This is a genomic window from Streptomyces sp. NPDC056628 (genome assembly GCF_042792555.1).
Lineage (GTDB): Bacteria > Actinomycetota > Actinomycetes > Streptomycetales > Streptomycetaceae > Streptomyces.
The window spans coordinates 36,631-53,833 of the sequence record NZ_JBHTWG010000024.1 but is presented as its reverse complement, the minus strand read 5'-3'; the positions used below and the strand labels follow the sequence as shown (position 1 = coordinate 53,833).

14 protein-coding genes and 1 riboswitch are annotated in these 17,203 nt (G+C 74.0%); of the genes, 11 read left to right on the top strand and 3 right to left on the bottom strand.

All coding sequences use genetic code 11. The features are described 5' to 3' along the window. The first annotated feature begins 8 nt into the window (after nt 1-8). Together ACFRAC_RS25165 and ACFRAC_RS25160 are read left to right on the top strand one after the other, a co-directional pair. Nucleotides 9-1,265, top strand: coding sequence for an acyl-CoA dehydrogenase family protein (locus ACFRAC_RS25165; protein WP_382927934.1), 1,257 nt, complete (start codon nt 9-11; stop codon nt 1,263-1,265). A 69-nt stretch (nt 1,266-1,334) separates the two neighbouring features. Then, complete coding sequence (locus ACFRAC_RS25160; RefSeq protein ID WP_361353751.1) at nt 1,335-1,793, top strand: Rrf2 family transcriptional regulator; 459 nt, start codon at nt 1,335-1,337, stop codon at nt 1,791-1,793. A 19-nt stretch (nt 1,794-1,812) separates the two neighbouring features. Here ACFRAC_RS25160 and ACFRAC_RS25155 read toward each other — a convergent pair whose 3' ends face one another. Further along, a complete protein-coding gene (locus ACFRAC_RS25155; RefSeq protein ID WP_382927922.1) occupies nt 1,813-2,553 on the bottom strand; it encodes a class I SAM-dependent DNA methyltransferase in 741 nt (246 codons plus the stop codon). Between the two features lie 161 nt (nt 2,554-2,714). Between ACFRAC_RS25155 and ACFRAC_RS25150 the strand changes: the two genes are divergently transcribed. From ACFRAC_RS25150 to ACFRAC_RS25120, 7 genes are all read left to right on the top strand, one after another. Then, nucleotides 2,715-2,813 carry a putative leader peptide gene (locus ACFRAC_RS25150; RefSeq protein ID WP_361353748.1) on the top strand — a complete coding sequence of 33 codons (99 nt, stop codon included), beginning with the start codon at nt 2,715-2,717 and terminating at the stop codon, nt 2,811-2,813. A 138-nt stretch (nt 2,814-2,951) separates the two neighbouring features. Beyond that, the gene (locus ACFRAC_RS25145; RefSeq protein ID WP_382927909.1) at nt 2,952-3,851 is read left to right on the top strand and encodes a glutathione S-transferase C-terminal domain-containing protein; all 900 of its coding nucleotides are present in this window, start codon (nt 2,952-2,954) and stop codon (nt 3,849-3,851) included. 38 nt (nt 3,852-3,889) lie between these two features. After that, nucleotides 3,890-3,997: riboswitch (SAM riboswitch) on the top strand. Between the two features lie 355 nt (nt 3,998-4,352). Continuing rightward, a complete protein-coding gene (locus tag ACFRAC_RS25140; protein WP_382927900.1) occupies nt 4,353-5,336 on the top strand; it encodes an amino acid ABC transporter permease in 984 nt (327 codons plus the stop codon). Continuing rightward, the gene (locus ACFRAC_RS25135) at nt 5,333-6,118 is read left to right on the top strand and encodes an amino acid ABC transporter ATP-binding protein (RefSeq protein ID WP_382927859.1); all 786 of its coding nucleotides are present in this window, start codon (nt 5,333-5,335) and stop codon (nt 6,116-6,118) included. The genes ACFRAC_RS25140 and ACFRAC_RS25135 overlap by 4 nt, the downstream gene beginning before the upstream one ends. A gap of 91 nt (nt 6,119-6,209) precedes the next feature. Continuing rightward, nucleotides 6,210-7,232: a transporter substrate-binding domain-containing protein gene (locus ACFRAC_RS25130; protein ID WP_382927829.1), complete on the top strand. Its 1,023-nt coding sequence runs from the start codon at nt 6,210-6,212 to the stop codon at nt 7,230-7,232. Nucleotides 7,233-7,307: 75 nt separating this feature from the next. Then, entirely contained in the window at nt 7,308-8,495 is a 1,188-nt protein-coding gene (locus ACFRAC_RS25125; protein WP_382927815.1) for an LLM class flavin-dependent oxidoreductase, read from the top strand. A gap of 17 nt (nt 8,496-8,512) precedes the next feature. After that, nucleotides 8,513-9,925: an NtaA/DmoA family FMN-dependent monooxygenase gene (locus tag ACFRAC_RS25120; protein ID WP_382927790.1), complete on the top strand. Its 1,413-nt coding sequence runs from the start codon at nt 8,513-8,515 to the stop codon at nt 9,923-9,925. 91 nt (nt 9,926-10,016) lie between these two features. Here ACFRAC_RS25120 and ACFRAC_RS25115 read toward each other — a convergent pair whose 3' ends face one another. After that, on the bottom strand, nt 10,017-11,102 hold the full coding sequence (locus ACFRAC_RS25115; RefSeq protein ID WP_382927782.1) for a M12 family metallopeptidase: 1,086 nt from the start codon (nt 11,100-11,102) through the stop codon (nt 10,017-10,019). A gap of 94 nt (nt 11,103-11,196) precedes the next feature. On the opposite strand from ACFRAC_RS25115, the gene ACFRAC_RS25110 reads away from it, so the two are divergent. Then, nucleotides 11,197-13,005 (top strand): LuxR C-terminal-related transcriptional regulator, encoded by a 1,809-nt coding sequence (locus ACFRAC_RS25110; protein ID WP_382927777.1) that lies wholly within the window; start codon nt 11,197-11,199, stop codon nt 13,003-13,005. 25 nt (nt 13,006-13,030) lie between these two features. Here ACFRAC_RS25110 and ACFRAC_RS25105 read toward each other — a convergent pair whose 3' ends face one another. After that, nucleotides 13,031-15,598 (bottom strand): CHAT domain-containing protein, encoded by a 2,568-nt coding sequence (locus ACFRAC_RS25105; protein ID WP_382928392.1) that lies wholly within the window; start codon nt 15,596-15,598, stop codon nt 13,031-13,033. A gap of 146 nt (nt 15,599-15,744) precedes the next feature. Between ACFRAC_RS25105 and ACFRAC_RS25100 the strand changes: the two genes are divergently transcribed. Beyond that, on the top strand, nt 15,745-17,175 hold the full coding sequence (locus ACFRAC_RS25100; RefSeq protein WP_382927773.1) for a S8/S53 family peptidase: 1,431 nt from the start codon (nt 15,745-15,747) through the stop codon (nt 17,173-17,175). Nucleotides 17,176-17,203 lie beyond the last annotated feature (28 nt).

Genomic DNA, 17,203 nt, shown 5'->3' with positions numbered 1-17,203 from the left:
ATGACGCCATGACGATCGCCCCACCGGACCCGGCCCCAGTGTCCGGCCACGCCGGGCGGGACACCTCCGCACCGGCACCGGCCCCCGCCGGCTGGCGGCACGTCGCCCGCGAACTCGCGGACGACCTCGCCATCGACGCGGTCGAGCGCGAGCAGGCCGGCAAGCCGCCGCACGACGAGGTGTCCCGGCTGCGCGAGTCGGGGCTGCTGACCCTGCTCGTCCCGGCCGCACTCGGGGGCGGGGGAGCGGACTGGCGCACCGCCTACGCCGTCGTACGGACCGTCGCCGCCGCCGACGGGGCCATCGGCCGGCTCCTCGGCAACCACTACTTCCTGTCCTCCACCGCCCGGTTCTTCGGCGGACCCGAGCGGGCCGCCCGGATCGAGCGGGCCTTCGCGGACGGACAGTGGTGCTGGGGCGGCGGCATCGCCTCCCAGGAAGCCCCGCTGATGCTCACCCCGGCCGCGCGCGGGTATCTGCTGGACGGGCACCAGCGGTACGACACCGGAGTCGGCGTCGCCGACCGCCTGGTCGTCCGCGCCGCCGTGCCCGGCACCGGCGAACCGGTCGCCGTCCTGGTCGACCCCGCCCACCCCGGCGTCCTCAACGCGGGCGCCGGCGACACCTTCGGGCAGCGGCTCGCCGCGGGCGGCGGCGTCGGCTTCGACGCGGTCCCCGTCGGGGCGGACGACGTGCTCGGGTCGCTCTCCCCGGACGACGGGGCGCTGTCGCCCTTCGCCGGTCTGTCCGCCCCGACCGCCCGCCTGGTCTCGGCCCAGTTCTGTCTCGGCGTCGCCGAAGGGCTGCTCGGCGAGGTCCGGGAGCACGGACGGGTGGTGCGGGCGCCCTGGCAGCCGTTCTCGGCCCAGCCCTGGCCGGGCGGCCCGCCCCAGGACCCGTACGCCCTGACCGCCTACGGCGAACTCGCGGTCGCCGCGCGGGCCGCGTCCGCCCTCGCCGACCAGGCGGTGGACGCCCTGATCGCCGGCCTCGACCGGGGCGAGGACCTCGACGACGAGGAGTGCGCGGAGATCGCCGTCCTCGCCAGCGCGGCCGAGGCCGCGGCCTCCCGGGCCGCGCAGGAGATCACCAGCCGCGCCCTGGAGGCCATCGGGGCGACCGCCGCCTTCACCCGGCACGGCCTCGACCGGTTCTGGCGCGACACCCGCACCCACACCCTGCGCGAGCCGGTCTCCCACCGGCTGCGCGAGATCGGGGACTACTTCCTCAACGGCGCGCACCCGCCGTTCCACCTGCCGGCCTGACCCCCGCGCCCTCTCCCCGCACCCGGCCCGGTTGGTGAGCGTGGGAAGCACGTGAGAGATAATCGGCGCATGCGGATCTCGGCCAGGGCGGACTATGCGGTGCGGGCGGCGCTGGAGCTGGCCGCGGCCGGCGACGACACCTCCCTGAAGGCCGAGGCGATCGCCGACGCCCAGGGCATCCCGCACAAGTTCCTCGAGGGCATCCTCGGCGACATGCGCCGCGGCGGCCTCGTGGTCAGCCAGCGCGGCGGCAAGGGCGGCTACCGCCTCGCCCGCCCCGCGGACGCCATCGCCATCGCCGAGGTCATCCGGGTGGCCGACGGCCCCCTGGTCTCGGTGCGCGGCGTCCGCCCGCCCGACCTCTCCTACAGCGGACCCGCCGAATCGCTCCTGCCGCTGTGGATCGCCGTCCGCGCCAACGTCCGCAAGATCCTCGGCGAGGTCACCCTGGCCGACGTGGCCGCGGCGAAACTCCCCGACGACGTCCTGCACCTCGCGGACGACCCGGAGGCCTGGACCAACCCCTGACCGGTCCCGCGCGCCCCGCTCAGCCGGCCGGCTTCTCCCACACCGACACATGCCGGACGCTCTCCCCGGTGAACGGCTCGCGGGCCCAGCCCTCCCACCGGTCCCGCAGCCTGAGACCGGCGAGCCGCGCCATCAGGTCCAGCTCGGCCGGCCAGACGTAGCGGAACGGGATGGAGCGGTGCTCCGCGCGGCCGTCGGCGATGGTCACGTAGTTGGAGCTCATGGCCTGCGTGGCGGGGTCGTACGTGTCGAACGCCCAGCGGGTGTCGCCGATGAGGAACGGCACCGCGCTCTGCCCCGGCGGCAGCCGTCGCAGCTCCGGCACCCCCACCTCCACGACGAAACAGCCGCCGGGACGCAGATGCGCGGCCGCGTTGGCGAAACAGTCGACCTGGGCGTCCTGCGTCGTCAGATTGTTGATGGTGTTGAACACGAGGTAGGCGACGGCGAACTCGCCCGGCACCCGTGTCGTCGCGAAGTCCCCGATCGTCACGTCCACCCCGTCACCGGCGGGCTTGGCGCGCAGCCGCGCCACCATCGCCCGGGACATGTCGATGCCGTGCACCGGCACGCCCCGCGCGGCCAGCGGCAGGGCGATCCGGCCGGTGCCGACGCCGAGTTCCAGCGCAGCGCCGTCACCGGCCAGCTCCGCCAGCAGATCGACCGCGGGGTCCACGACCTCGGGACGGAACATGTCCCCCGTCGTGTCGTCGTAGCGGGCCGCGATGGGCTCTCCGAAATATCCGTCGTCATCGATCACGCCGGGCACCGTACTGCCGGCCACGGCCCCACGGCACACGGTTTTCCACGAGGGCACGAGGGAGGGGGGAGCGGGACGACCGATCCTCGGACGCCCTCTTGACGCCGGGCACGCGGGGACCGACACTCACCATAGGTTTCCTAGTGAACAGGTAGGGAAGCATGGGGCACGAAGGGACGGTCACCGGTCGAGTGACCCGTACGCCCCTCCTCACCTCCCGCCGCCACATCGACCTGCAGCGCGTCTGCAGCGCGATCTGACCTCTGAGCGCGGCCCCCGCCACCCCCCGCCACGCGTTGGTCCGCATGCCCGCACACCACTTCGCCGCATGCCCACGCCCGCCGGACGTCCACCCGCCGGCCCAGCCGTATGCCCACACGCCTGCCCAGGGGAGAGCCATGACCGTCGCACCGTCGGCCGCCCACACGTCCACCCGGACCGCCCCCGCCTTCCGCGGCCGCATCGGCAGCGACGCGCGCAGCGGTCACTACGCCGTGCCGCGCCGCTACCGCCTCCATCTGTCCATCGCCTGCCCGGACGGCCTGCGCATCGCCGTCGCCCACAGCCTGCTCCGACTCGGTGACGTCTGCCCGGCGACCTTCCTGCCCGCGGTCCCCGACTGCCCCGACGGCGGGCACACCGGGCTGCGCCCGCTGTACGAGGCCAGCGCCCACCGCTACCCCGGACCCGCCCTCGCCCCGGTCCTCAGCGACGACTGGTCCGGGCGCATCGTGAGCACGCACGCCCCCGACATCATGCGCGACCTCGACCGGCACTTCGGCGGCTGTCGCGAGTCCCTGTACCCCTGTGGCGCCGAGTCCGAGATCGAGGCCGTCGAGCGGATGTGCGCGCAGGACATCGAGGACGCCGCGCAGAACGCGGGCACCGCCGGCGCCGGGCCGGCGGAGCGCGAGGCCGCTCTGGAGACCCTGTTGCGCTCCCTCGGCGCGCTCGACCGCTGGCTGACCGGACGCACCCGCATGATCAGGGATCAGATCACGGCAGCCGATGTCGAGTTGTGGGTCACCCTCGTCCAGCTCGACACCGTGCACCGGCACCACCTGGACGCCGCCGCCGTCGAGCGGATCGCCGCCCACACCGCCCTGTGGGGATACGCCCGCCGGCTCGCCGCCCACCCGGCGTTCGGCGCCCACCTCGACCTGGACGCCATCTCCCGCCGCCACCAGGCCCGTTGCCGCGGCCTGGAGGCCGCCGGAGCCGCCGTGCAGATCCTGGACTGGGCGGCGCACACCGCCAGGACCGCCGCCGAACCGTCCCGCTCCGTGGACCACCGTTGACATTTCCTCGTTCAACTGGATTGACTACGGCCCAGATCGGTCATGAGCGTCAGCGACAAGCCCTGGCTCGCTGACCGGCAACCCTCGCGTCGCGGTGGGGTGCCCCAGGTGACGACCGGACCGGATGACTTCGGTAAGCGCGCAGGCCCGAGCGGGCCGGAAGAGTGAGTGACGCCATGGACGCAGTCCCCAGGACGGCCGCAGGCCGCCCTCGCGGCCGCGTCCACGCGTACGCCACCTTGTTCGCCGCCGACCGGGCCGTCGATCTGCTCCGCGTGAACAGCGCACTGTGTACCGCGCCGGGCTGCGCCCGCCGCCGCGGCTGACCTCTCCTCCGCGGCACCGCACCCCAGACGACCATCGCCGCGGCGGTGTGCCGTCGCCCGCCCCGCCCCCGGTGACCGTGCGCCCTCACCTCCCCGGCCCTGCCGTCGACCGGCCGTGCCCGCGGCCGAGGTGTCCACGTCCCGCGGGGGCATCCGACTCCTGCCGGAGCCCACCATGACTGAACCCCCAGGCGCCGCCGTCTCCCTGGCCGAGGCGCCGCCGCCCGCCGCCACCCCGTCCGCACCGCTCACCGCCCAGCGCGTGCTGCCGCTGAGGCGCCCCGGCCGCTGGATCGCCACCGCCGTGGTCCTGGTCCTCACCGCCCAGTTCGTCCACGGCCTGGTCACCAACCCCTTCTACCAGTGGGACCGCTTCGGCTACTGGTTCCTGCGGCCCACCATCGTCGACGGCCTCCTCATCACCCTCGAAGTCACCGCCTACAGCGCCGTCCTGGGCCTCGTCGGCGGCGTCCTGCTCGCGCTCGCCCGGCTCTCCCGCAGCCCCGTGCTCCGCGCCGTGAGCTGGGTGTACGTGTGGGCGTTCCGCTCCATCCCGCTCATCGTCGTCCTGCTGTTCCTGTACAACTTCAGCGCCCTCTACAAGACGCTGAGCCTCGGCGTCCCCTTCGGGCCGGCCTTCCTCACCTTCGACGAGTCGGAGCTCGCCACCGACCTCGTCATCGCGGTCGTCGGCATCAGCCTCCACGAGTCCGCGTACGCCGCCGAGGTCGTCCGGGGCGGCATCCTCTCCGTCGACCAGGGCCAGCACGAGGCCGCGGCCGCGCTCGGGCTGCCGAAGGGCTACCAGTTCCGCCGGATCGTGTTCCCGCAGGCGCTGCGGTCCATCGTGCCGAACTACGTCAACCAGCTCATCGGCCTGATCAAGGGCACCTCGCTGGTGTTCTACGTGTCCCTGCTCGACCTGTTCGGCGCCGCCCAGTCCATGGGCTCCACCTACCCCGGCGACATCGTGCCGCTGCTCATGGTCGCCACCGTCTGGTACCTCGTCCTGACCAGCGTCGTCTCCGTCGTCCAGTTCTACGTCGAGCGGTACTACGCCCGGGGCGCCACACGCTCCCTGCCGCCGACCCCGCTCCAGAAAATGCGGGCCTCCGTCACCGAGCTGAGGGCCCGCGTCCGCCGGGAGGCCGCCGTATGAGCACCGCCGTCGACGACCACGCGCCCGCCACCGTCGAGGTGCACGACGTGCACAAGTGGTACGGCGCCCACCGCGTGCTGGACGGGGTGGACCTGACGGTGCGGCCCGGCGAGGTCACCGTGATCCTGGGCCCGTCCGGCTCCGGCAAGTCCACCCTGCTCCGGGTCGTCAACCACCTGGAGAAACCCGAGATCGGGTACGTCAGCCTCAACGGCGAACCGATCGGGGTACGCCGGCACGGCGGGCGCCTCAAGGAGCTCAGCGAGCGGGCCATCCTCGCCCAGCGCGGCAGGATCGGCTTCGTCTTCCAGAACTTCAACCTGTTCCCGCACCTGACGGTCCTCGACAACGTGGCCGCCGCCCCCGTGGCCACCCGCCGGCTCCCCAAAGCCGCCGCGCTCGAACTCGCCCGCGACCTGCTCGCCAGGGTCGGTCTCGCCGACAAGGCCACCGCCTACCCGCGGCAGTTGTCCGGCGGGCAGCAGCAGCGGGTGGCCATCGCGCGCGCCCTCGCCCTGCGCCCCGGCGTCATCCTCTTCGACGAGCCGACCTCCGCCCTCGACCCGGAACTCGTCGGCGAGGTGCTCGCCGTCATCAAGGACCTGGCGACCAGCGGCACCACCCTCGTCATCGTCACCCACGAGATCGGCTTCGCCCGCGAGATCGCCGACCGCGTCGTCTTCATGGACGCCGGCCGGATCGTCGAACAGGGCCCGCCCTCCGAGGTCCTCGACGCACCCAGGCACGAACGGACCAGGGACTTCCTCAGCAAGGTCCTGTGACCCCACCCACGCCCGTCTGCCGTTTCCCACCCGCTCGCCCGCTTTCCCCCCACGCCCGCCCACGACCCGCCTCGCACACCCAAGGACGGCCATGCCCACCCACATCACCCGACGTGCCCTGCTCCGCGGCATCACCGCCGCGACCGCCGCCGCCACCCTCGCCACCGGGCTCACCGCCTGCGGCGGGGAGAGCGACGCCGCCACCTCGACGCAGGACAGCACCGGCACGGTCACCGTCGGCCGGCTCTCCAACGGCGCCGCCGAGGAGAAGACCCTCAAGGTGTCCGAGGTGAAGTCCATCAGCGCCAAGCTGCCCGCCGCCCTGAAGAAGAGCGGACGACTCGTCATCGGCTCCGGCACGCTGCCCTCCGGGGCGCCGCCCCTGGGATTCGTGGGCAGCGACCAGAAGACCCTCACCGGCTCCGAGATCGACCTCGCGCGTCTGGTCGCCGCCGTCTTCGGACTCAAGCCCGAGGTCAAGCGGTTCACCTGGGAGAACCTGTTCGTCGGCATCGACAGCGGCAAGGTGGACGTCGGCTTCTCGAACATCACCGACACCGAGGAGCGCAAGCGCAAGTACGAGTTCGCCTCCTACCGCAAGGACGACCTGGCGTTCGAGGCGCCGAAGGACTCGACGTTCCGCTTCGACGGCGACTACCGGACCCTCGCCGGCACGACCGTCTCCGTCGGCGCCGGCACCAACCAGGAACGCATCCTGCTGGAGTGGAAGAGCCGCCTGGAGAAGGAGGGCAAGGAGCTGACGGTCAAGTACTTCCAGGACACCAACAGCACGTACCTGGCCCTGAACAGCGGCAAGATCGACGCCTACTTCGGCCCCAGCCCCAACCTCTCCTACCACGTCACCCAGACCGGCGGCACGCCCGACCCGACCCGGATCGCCGGGCGGTTCTCCGGCGCCGGGGCGACCCTGCAGGGCCTGATCGCCGCGACCGCGAAGAAGGGCAGCGGGCTCGCCGAGCCGCTCGCCGAGGCGATCAACCACCTCGTCGACAACGGGCAGTACGCCCAGTGGCTCGCCGCGTGGAACCTCTCCGGCGAGGCCGTGGAGAAGGCGGAGGTCGACCCGCCCGGCCTGCCGCTCGACAACTCCTGACGACCATCACCGGGCCCGGGCCCTCCCCGGCGGAGGGCCCGGCGCCGTCGTACGGACCACAGGAAGGCACCGACCGTGTCCTCACGCCCCACCACCCTGCACCTCGCCGTCGCCCTGGACGGCACCGGCTGGCATCCCGCCTCCTGGCGCGAGCCGGCCGCCCGGCCCCGGGACCTGTTCACCGCCGCCTACTGGACCGACCTCGTCACCGAGGCCGAGCGGGGCCTGCTCGACCTCGTCACCATCGAGGACGGCCTCGGCCCGCAGTCCTCGCACTTCCTCGACCCGGACGGGCGCACCGACCAGGTACGCGGCCGGCTCGACGCCGTCCTCATCGCCTCCCGCGTGGCCCCCCTGACACACCACATAGGACTGGTGCCGACCGTGGTGGCCACGCACACGGAGCCGTTCCACATATCCAAGGCGATCGCCACCCTCGACTATGTGAGCTCCGGCCGGGCGGGCCTGCGCGTCCAGATCACCGCGCGCCCCAACGAGGCCGCCCACTTCGGCCGCCGCACGATCGAACGCATCGACGACTACGACACCCCCGCCGTCCACGAGCTCTTCGACGAGGCCGCCGACCACGTCGAGGCCGTCCGCCGGCTGTGGGACAGCTGGGAGGACGACGCCGAGATCCGCGACACCGCCACCGGACGCTTCATCGACCGCGACAAGCTCCACTACATCGACTTCGAGAGCCGCCACTTCAGCGTCAAGGGCCCCTCCATCACCCCCCGGCCGCCGCAGGGACAGCCCGTCGTCACCGCCCTCGCCCACGACACCGTGCCCTACCGGCTCGTGGCCCGCTCCGCCGACATCGGCTTTGTCACACCGCACGACGCCGACGGCGCCCGAGCCGTGGTCGCCGCGATCCGCGCCGAACAGCGGGCGGCGGGCCGCGCCGACGAGCCGCTGCACGTCTTCGGAGACCTCGTCGTGTTCCTCGACGACGACCCGGCCGCCGCGCGGGCCCGCCGGGAACGGCTCGACACGCTCGCCGGGGAGCCGTACACCGGCGACGCACTGATCTTCACCGGCAACCCCGCCCAACTCGCCGACCTTCTGCAGGAGTTCCACGCCGCCGGACTCACCGGCTTCCGGCTGCGCCCCGCCGTCGCCGGCCACGACCTGCCGGCGATCACCCGCGGCCTGGTGCCCGAACTCCAGCGGCGCGGTGTCTTCCGCCACGCCTACGAGGCCGGCACCCTGCGCGGCCTGCTCGGCCTCGACCGGCCCGCCAACCGCTACGCCGCCGCCTGAGCCGGAAGGACCCACCGATGACCAGCTCCACTGTCCCTTCGAATCTCCCCTCGAAGCCTCAGCGCTCCGTGAAGCAGATTAACCTGGCGGCCCACTTCCCCGGCGTCAACAACACCACCGTGTGGAGCGACCCCCGGGCCGGCAGTCACATCGAGTTCAGCTCCTTCGCGCACTTCGCGCGGACCGCCGAACGCGCCAAGTTCGACTTCCTGTTCCTCGCCGAAGGGCTCCGGCTGCGCGAACAGGGCGGGAAGATCTACGACCTCGACGTCGTGGGCCGCCCCGACACCTTCACGGTGCTCGCCGCGCTCGCCGCCGTCACCGAACGCATCGGGCTCACCGGCACCATCAACTCCACGTTCAACGAGCCCTACGAGGTCGCCCGCCAGTTCGCCAGCCTCGACCACCTCTCCGGCGGACGGTCCGCCTGGAACGTCGTCACCTCCTGGGACGCCTTCACCGGGGAGAACTTCCGCCGCGGCGGCTTCCTGCCGCAGGAGGAGCGCTACTCCCGCGCCAAGGAGTTCCTCGCCACCGCCAAGGAGCTCTTCGACTCCTGGCAGGGCGACGAGATCATCGCGGACCAGGCCACCGGGACGTTCCTCAAGGACGCCAAGGCGGGCTCGTTCACCCACACCGGGCAGCACTTCGACATCCACGGGCAGTTCAACGTCCCGAGCTCACCCCAGGGCCGGCCCGTCATCTTCCAGGCCGGCGACTCCGACGAGGGCCGCGAGTTCGCCGCCGCCGAGGCGGACGCCATCTTCAGCCGGCACGGCACCCTGGAGGCGGGCCGCGCCTTCTACACGGACGTCAAGTCCCGCCTCGCCAAGTACGGCCGCCGCAGCGACCAGTTGCTCATCCTGCCCGCGGCGACCTTCGCCCTCGCCGACACCGACGCCGACGCGGAGGAACTCGCGCGCGAGGTACGCCGTCAGCAGGTCAGCGGAGCCACCGCCCTCCGGCACCTGGAGTTCGTCTGGAACCGCGACCTCTCCGCGTACGACCCGGACGGCCCCCTGCCCGACGTGGACCCGGACGTCGGCGAGAGCCACATCGCGCAGGGACGCGCCCAGGTCCGCATGTACCGGGACCCGATCACCACCGCCCGCGAGTGGCGCGCCCTGGCCGAGGCGAACAACTGGTCCATCCGCGACCTGGTCATCCACACCGGCAACCGGCAGAACTTCGTCGGCTCCCCGGCGACACTCGCCCGCACGATCAACGAGTACGTCCAGTCCGACGCGAGCGACGGCTTCATCCTCGTCCCGCACCTCACCCCCACCGGCCTGGACGAGTTCGCCGCCAAGGTGGTCCCCCTGCTCCAGGAACAGGGCGTCTTCCGCACCGACTACGAGGGCCCGACCCTCCGCGACCACCTGGGCCTGTCCCACCCGGACGCCGAGCGGGAGGAACGCCGCGCCTCCTGACCCGGCGCCGCACGCCGCGGCCGGACGTCGCCCTCCCCCGAAGGCGGCGTCCGGCCGCGTTCCCCCGGCGCCGGACTGTGGGGTCCACGGGTCACCAGCACATGACCGCTGTCTCTCCCGAGCCCCAGGTGGAGTACAGGCGGACCCGGGCGACGTACTGGCGGCCCTTGACCAGGCGGGTCCGTACCGTGGCATTGTGCGGGGTGCCGCCGTCGTCCGTGCCCGCGAGGTAGCGGGGACGGCCGTCCCGTTCCTCGAAGAGCACCACGAGCGTGTCGGCGTCCCCGAAGGTCCCCACCGTGTACGTACGCGTCTCCGGCGGCTCGATGGTGAAGTCGGCCTGGGCGCCGGGCGCGAGCCGCAGCGGTACCGACCGGAACGGCACCAGTTCGCGCGGCTCGGGCACCGGGCCCGGCGGATACCAGCGGCGGACGAAGTCCTTGTCGGCGGGCGACAGCGCGCCCGGCGGGTTGAGGCCCGCGCGGAACTGCTCGGGCTCCAGGATCAGTCCCGCGGAGAACGGGTACTCCATGATCGAGTGCGGGTCCCAGACGGAGCCGTTGACCTCGTGCGCGTCCAGTTTGCGCAGGATGTTGAAGTACGTCGTGTCCCGGCTCCAGAAGTTCGGCGGCCCCGCCAGGTCCGTGTACACCGCCTCGTCGTCCCAGTGGATCCCGGCGAACGGGCTCTGGTGCTCGTGCAGCATGCCCAGCGCGTGCCCGATCTCGTGCAGGGCCGTCCCGCGTTCCCCGGGCGCGGTCAGATCCCAGCCGACGTTCATGGTGCGCTCGTCGAGGCCGACCCGCAGCGCGTCCCTGCCCACGGCCGACCAGGAGCCGTCACCGGTCTGGAAACCGATCCGCAGTTCCGCCTCCGACCGGTCGCCCACCTCCACGAACGACAGCCCGATCCCGAGCCCGCCCCACTCCTGGAAGCGCTCGCGCACGACGTCCCGCTGCTCCTTGCCGCCCACCCATGACACCGGCCGCGTCCGGCCCGTGCCGGGGTCGGCGATCACGGACGTGTCGGTGTCCCGGTCGAAGAAGCAGTAGTGCAGGACGGTGCCGTTCACCCACATACGGTGCCCGGAGACCAGCGCGTGGAGCCGCCCGGCGGCCAGCCCCGGTGCGAAGGCGGGCGCCGACTGCCGCGGGAGCGAGCAGTAGCGAGCGGTCATGCCCCCAGGGTGCCGTCGCGGTGCCCCGGACGCCTGAGTCGAGGGCTACTCAAGTACCGGTGTATCAGACCTGAGTCATCGTGCTCCTAATGCCGTGACGAGCTACGAACGCGCGGTGAGGACCCTGGATCCGCCCTGGCCGTTCACCGGCCGGGAGAGCGAACTCGACGTCGTGCGCGCCTCCTTGGCCGCCGGCCGGGACGGCGCCGTCGTCACCGGACCGGTCGGCTGCGGCAAGTCCCGGCTCGTCGCCGAGGCCACCCGCGGGACCGGGTGCGCCCGCGTGGCCGGCACCCCCGAGACCCGGCACCTCCGCTTCGCCGCGTTCGCGCACCTCGTCCCCGAGGCGTCCTCCCTGCACGGCGCCTTCCGGCACCTGTCCGACGTACGGCTGCTGGTGGTCGACGACGCGCATCTGCTCGACGACGCCTCCGCCGCCCTCGTCCACCAACTGGCCGTCCACGGACGCGTCCGTCTCGTCGCCGTCACCACCGACGGCGCACCCGCGCCGGCCGCCGTCTCCCGCCTCTGGACCGGTGACCTCCTGCCCCGCCTCACCGTGGAGCGGCTGTCCCGGGAGGACACCGCGCGGCTGCTGGCGGGCGCGCCCGGCGGCGCCGACCTGGAGCCGCTCACCGTGAACCGGCTGCACCACCTGTGCCAGGGGGATCTGCGACTGCTGCGCGACCTGGTCGACGCGGTGCGCGAGCGCGGTCTGCTCAGCCGGGTCGACGGCACGGACACCCGTGCGTGGCGCGGGCCGCTGCCGGTCACCGCGACCGTACGCGAACGCACCGCCCGGGTCCTGGACCGCTACCCCGCGGAGCGCGAGACGCTGCAACGCCTCGCCTTCGCCGAGCCCCTGCCCGTCGACCCGGAGCGGGACGCGCTCGATCTGCGCGCGCTGGAGCGGCTGGAGGCCGACGGGCTGGTCCGCGTCGACGACCGGGGCGCCGTCCGGCTCGCGCACCCGCTGCACGGCCCGGTCCTGCGGGCGACGGCGGGCAGGCTGCGGGCGCGGCGCCTGTCCCGTGCCCCGGGCCGCTGCGGTCCCGCCCTGGAGGCCGAGCGGGCCGCGCTCCTCGGCCGTATCCAGCGGGCGGACGTCCGGACCGTGGCCGCACCGGTGGGGGAGTGGCTGGTCGCGCAGGGCGCACCGCTGCCGGCCGGGTACGCGGCCGTACGCGCCCGCTACGCACGCCTGCGCGGTGAGCTGCGGGAGGCGGCGGCCTGGGCCAGGGAAGGACTGCGCGACGGCACCGGCGACGCCGCCTGCCGCCGTGAACTGGCCCTGGCCACAGCACAGTCGGGCGATGCCCCGGCCGTGCCCACGATCCCGGGTGGCCGCCCTCACGGGGGTGGGGCGGTCACCCGGCCGACGGAAGCCGGCGCACCCGGAGCCGCTGTCGGGGACGACGCGTACGACGCCGTCCGCCTCGGTGACCCCGGGCGTGCCGCCGGCCGCCTCACCGGGGTCTTCGCCGCGCACGCCGACGCCCTGGCGCGCGGCGACGGCGACGCCCTGGACCGGGTGGCCGAACAGCTTCAGGGACGCGGCTTCCTGCTGTTCGCGGCGGAGGCGCACGCGCAGGCGGCCCGGGCGCACCGCGACCCGAGCGCCGCCCGCACAGCCCGCACCCGCGCGGTCGCGCTCGCCCGGCGCTGCCAGGGCGCACGGACCCCCGCGCTGTCCGGTCTGGCCCTCGGTGAACTCACCGCCCGGCAACGGCAGATCGTCGACCTGGCGGCCGTCGGCCTCAGCAACCGGGAGATCGCCGAGAAGCTCACCCTGTCCGTCCGGACCGTCGGCAACCACCTGTACAGCGCCTACGCACGGCTCGGCGCGAGCGACCGGGGGGCCCTGCCGTGGCTGCTGGCACCCCAGGGAGCACGCCCGGCCTGAGGAGCCCGAGCCCGGCGCCCTCCCGTCAGGCCGCCCCGAACGCCGTGAACGCCCAGCCCGTCGCCCGGTGCAGCGCGTCGTCCGGCAGGGCCGCCCGCGCGTCGCGCAGCGCCTCCGCCAGGGACAGCCCGGCGTCCAGGCCCTTGTGGAGCGCCAGCATCAGCGGCACCACCGCGGCGTCGTTCACGGGTGCGCTGCACGCCACCACGCCCGCCGTGCCCAGCGGCAGCAACGCGGTGACCAGGCCCAGCAGTTCGTCGGCGCCGACCGACGCGAAGCGGGCGGTGTCGCAGCAGGACAGGATGATCCGGTACGGACTGCGGTCCAGCCGTTCGAAGTCGTGCACGACGATCGGGCCGTCCGCCATCCGCAGCGACGAGAACAGCGGGCTGTCGGCCCGGAACGCGCCGTGCGCCGCGATATGGGCCAACTCGGCGCCGTCCAGCTCCTCCAGCACCCGCGGCACCCGCGCGTCGGCGTGTTCGAGGACGACGGCGCCGCCGTACCGGACGGCCAGGTGCGGCACCTCGGCGCCGCCCGTCGCCAGCCCCGGCCCGCGCACGAGCACATGCCGGCCCCGCGGCGGCGGCTCGGTCTCCCGGGCCCGCAGCCAGCTGGTCGCCGACGGCGACACGCTCACCACCCGCTCCCGCAGCGACGGCAGCAGCGCCCACGGCACCCGGTGCAGCCGGGCCGGCGGCACGACCACCACGGGGCCGTCGCCGAGCTGGGCCGCGGCGGGCCCCAGCAGCAGCTCCTCCAGCCGCCGTCCGGCGGCCTCCACCACCGGCAGCCGTGCCTCCGCCCCGGGATGCGCGAGCCGGCGCAGCCCGGCCTGGACGTGCTCGGCCTCCACCTCCGCCTCCGCCAGCAGCCCGGCCTCGAACCGGCGCACCCGCCCCTGCCCGCACAGCAGCACCTGGACCCGCCCGTCCAGGACGGCGAGTTCGACCAGCCGTACGTCGTCCCCGAGCCGGTCCAGCAGCCGCTCCGGGTCGAAGCGGTGGCCGTCGCCCGGGGCGTCGCCCCGCATGTGCAGCGTCCGGGCGCGGATCTCCCGTTCCAGGCGCCGCTGTTCGCGTTCCAGCGCCGGGACCGGACGGGCCTCCATCCGGGCGGCCTCGGCGCGCGCGGCGATCTCCCGGAACGCCGTCAGGTCGCTCTGCAGCTGCGGGTCGGCGGGCGGCCGGGTCGGCGGGGCCGACAGCGCCGTGGCCCGCCAGCGCTCGCTCCACACCAGCAGCCGGCGCGGCCCCCCGGCGTCCAGGCTCGCCCGCTGCGCCAGCGCCGCGAGCTCCGCGCCCTGCGCGCTCGCCCGCGCCCGCAGCTCCGACGCGCCCAGCGTCATCCGGTGCGCGTCCAGCACGTCCAGCCCCCGCCGGCACGCCTCCAGCACCCCGCGTCCCGACCCCGCCGCCCGGGCCCGCAGCGCCTGCGCCGCCCAGCCCGTCATCCGGGCCAGCGGCGGCCCGCTGCGCCGGCTGCGGGCGGCGAGCGCCAGATGCCGTTCGGCGTCGGCCCGCCAGCCCAGCCCGAGCGCGATCCGGCCCGCGAGCAGCGACGCCTCCGGTGCGGCGGGCGCGCCGAAGGAGGCCAGCCGCTCGGCGACCGCGGCCGTGTCGGCGACCAGCCGGCCCGAACTGCGCCCGGCGGCCACCCGCGCCTCGATCAGCACCAGCCGGGCGTGCGCCTCCCACCAGGGCCGCCGCTGCCCCGTGAACAGCCGTACGGCCATGTCGGCGCGCGCGATCGCGGTGTGGGGGTCGCCCGCGAGCCGGGCCGCCGTCGCGGCCGCCAGCAGCAGTTCGGCCTTGCGGGTGGACTGGCCGCCGATGCCGTCGAGGACGGCGATCGCCGCGTCCGCCTCGGCGAGCGCCTCCGGTGCCAGACCGGCGGCCATCAGCACCTCGCAGCGCCGGACGCTGAGCATGAACGTCGGGGTGCCGAGCTTGGCGTAGCGCTCCTCGGCCTCGTCGAGCAGCCGCAGCGCCGCCGGTATGTCGCCCGACCGGAACGCCGCGAGCCCGCGGCTCTCCACCGCGTCCGCCTTGTCGTGCTCCTGGCCGGTGGTGTCCCACAGCGCCTCGGCCGCCGTGAAGTCGGCGTCCGCCCGGTCCACCGCGCCGAGCGCCAGGTGCACGGTGGCCCGCAGCGTCAGGGCCCGCGCCGTCCAGATCACGTCGTCGGCCTGCCGCAGCACCGGGATCGCCCGGCGGACGTCCTCCAGCGCCTCCCGGTGGTGCCCCAGGACCCAGCGGGCGTAGGCACGCCGGAACAGCACGCGGGCGCGCGGATGCCCGCTGACGCGCTCCACCCCGCGCTCCAGCGCGGCCAGCCCCTGCTGAGTGCGCCCCGCGTGCACCAACGCGACCCCGAGCGCAGCCAGGACGTCGGCCTCCCGCTCGGCCGACTCCGCGCGGGCCGCGAGGTCCCGGGCACGCCGCAGGTGGTGCAGGGCGATCCGCATGTCGCCCCAGTCGCGCTGCCAGATGCCGATCACCTGATGGGCCACGGAGGCGTGCAACGGCGACGGATCGGCGTCGAGCACGCCCTCCGCCCTCGCCAGCGCGTCGTTCGGGGCGGCGAACACCATCGGCAGCAGTTCGAGAACCGAGTCGCTTCCCGCTGTCACTCCACGGATGGTAGTTGCCCCGGAACCGTGCCACACGGTTTGTCGCTGTATCAATCAGCCGCACCACGGCTCTGACTGACGACCGTCGCCCCATCGGGAGGACACCCATGGCACCACAGCGATTCCACGAGCAGTTCGAGCAGATCCAGCGCTCCATGCCCGACGTCCCCCTCGCGATGGGACCGGACGACTCGGCCGAGTTCATCTACGAGAAGGGCCATGTGCTGGTCCGGGACGGCGAGGACGCCGCCCTCGTCGAGGACACCGTCCGCGCCCACTTCACCGCCCAGCCCGACCTGGTGCAGGACCACGTGCGCCGCGCGAGTCCCCGTGCCAACCGCTCCGGCATCACCCGCATCCAGGTCGGCGACCCCGGGGAGGGCGACCGCAGCGGCGACCGGCCCGTGGCGCACGCTCTGCGCGCCCTGCGGGAGGTGGAGGGCCGCGCCGGACGCCGGCTCGTCAGCCGCAACCACCTGGTGTCGATCGCCGTCAACTCCTGCCCGGGCGACGAACCCGTTCCCGTCGGCCAGGGCGAAGGGCTCAACCCGGCTCCCGCCGAGGGCAGTTGGGACGCGGACAGTGCCGTCGGCGTGCTGGTCGTCGACACCGGGCTCATGAACGACTTCCGGTCCTCCCCGCTGCTCGCCCACACCGACGGCGACCTCCAGCTGCAGGAGTGCGACGACGACGGCGTCCTCCAGCAGTACGTCGGACACGGCACGTTCATCGCCGGGCTCGTCGCCGCCGTGGCGCCCAACACCTCCATCACCGTGCGCAACACCCTCAACGACGCCGGCGCCATCCTGGAGTCCGAGTTCGGCGAGAAGCTGTTCGAGGCCGTCGACCGGGACGGCTGGCCCGACATCCTCAGCCTCTCCGCGGGCACGTCCAACGGCCGCACCGACGGACTGCTCGGCGTCGAGGCGTTCATGCGCGAACTGCGCGGGCAGCGCACCCTGCTCGTCGCCGCCGCCGGCAACAACGGCAGCGCCACGCCCTTCTGGCCCGCCGCCTACGCCGACCTGCCCGACTACCAGGACGCGGTGCTGTCGGTCGGGGCGCTGCGCGCCGACGGCGAGTTCGGCGCCTGCTTCAGCAACCACGGGGCCTGGGTGAAGGTGTACGCGCCCGGCGAGCGGCTCACCAGCGTCCTCACCGGCTTCGACCGGCCCGTGCCCTACGTCTTCCAGCACTCCACCTACGACGCCTGCCGGTACGGCTTCGGCTACTCCTGCACCTGCCAGTCGCCGCGCCACACCGGCGTGCTCAGCGAGCAGGACCCCGGCGCCAAGCCGGACCAGGTGACGTTCGACGGCCACGCGCACTGGAGCGGCACCTCGTTCGCCACCCCACTCGTCGCCGGGATGATCTCCGCGCACATGTCCGCGCAGCAGGAGAACGACCCGCGCGTCGCCCGGTACAAGATGCTCGCGGCGTCGTCCGGCTTCGCGGAGGTGCGCGGGGCGCATGTGCCGGCCCTGCGCCCCACGACCTGGCGCCCCGTGCCCGTCGGCCTTCCGGCCGCCCGGTCATGACGGTCGGAACGGCCCCCTCCGCGGCGTA

Coding starts and splice junctions, on each gene's coding strand:
- ACFRAC_RS25150 (WP_361353748.1), top strand. CDS start 2,715: ATGGGGCACGAAGGGACGGTCACCGGTCGAGTGACCCGTACGCCCCTC.
- ACFRAC_RS25115 (WP_382927782.1), bottom strand. CDS start 11,102: ATGACCGCTCGCTACTGCTCGCTCCCGCGGCAGTCGGCGCCCGCCTTC.
- ACFRAC_RS25145 (WP_382927909.1), top strand. CDS start 2,952: ATGACCGTCGCACCGTCGGCCGCCCACACGTCCACCCGGACCGCCCCC.
- ACFRAC_RS25105 (WP_382928392.1), bottom strand. CDS start 15,598: ATGGTGTTCGCCGCCCCGAACGACGCGCTGGCGAGGGCGGAGGGCGTG.
- ACFRAC_RS25130 (WP_382927829.1), top strand. CDS start 6,210: ATGCCCACCCACATCACCCGACGTGCCCTGCTCCGCGGCATCACCGCC.
- ACFRAC_RS25135 (WP_382927859.1), top strand. CDS start 5,333: ATGAGCACCGCCGTCGACGACCACGCGCCCGCCACCGTCGAGGTGCAC.
- ACFRAC_RS25165 (WP_382927934.1), top strand. CDS start 9: ATGACGATCGCCCCACCGGACCCGGCCCCAGTGTCCGGCCACGCCGGG.
- ACFRAC_RS25140 (WP_382927900.1), top strand. CDS start 4,353: ATGACTGAACCCCCAGGCGCCGCCGTCTCCCTGGCCGAGGCGCCGCCG.
- ACFRAC_RS25100 (WP_382927773.1), top strand. CDS start 15,745: ATGGCACCACAGCGATTCCACGAGCAGTTCGAGCAGATCCAGCGCTCC.
- ACFRAC_RS25160 (WP_361353751.1), top strand. CDS start 1,335: ATGCGGATCTCGGCCAGGGCGGACTATGCGGTGCGGGCGGCGCTGGAG.
- ACFRAC_RS25120 (WP_382927790.1), top strand. CDS start 8,513: ATGACCAGCTCCACTGTCCCTTCGAATCTCCCCTCGAAGCCTCAGCGC.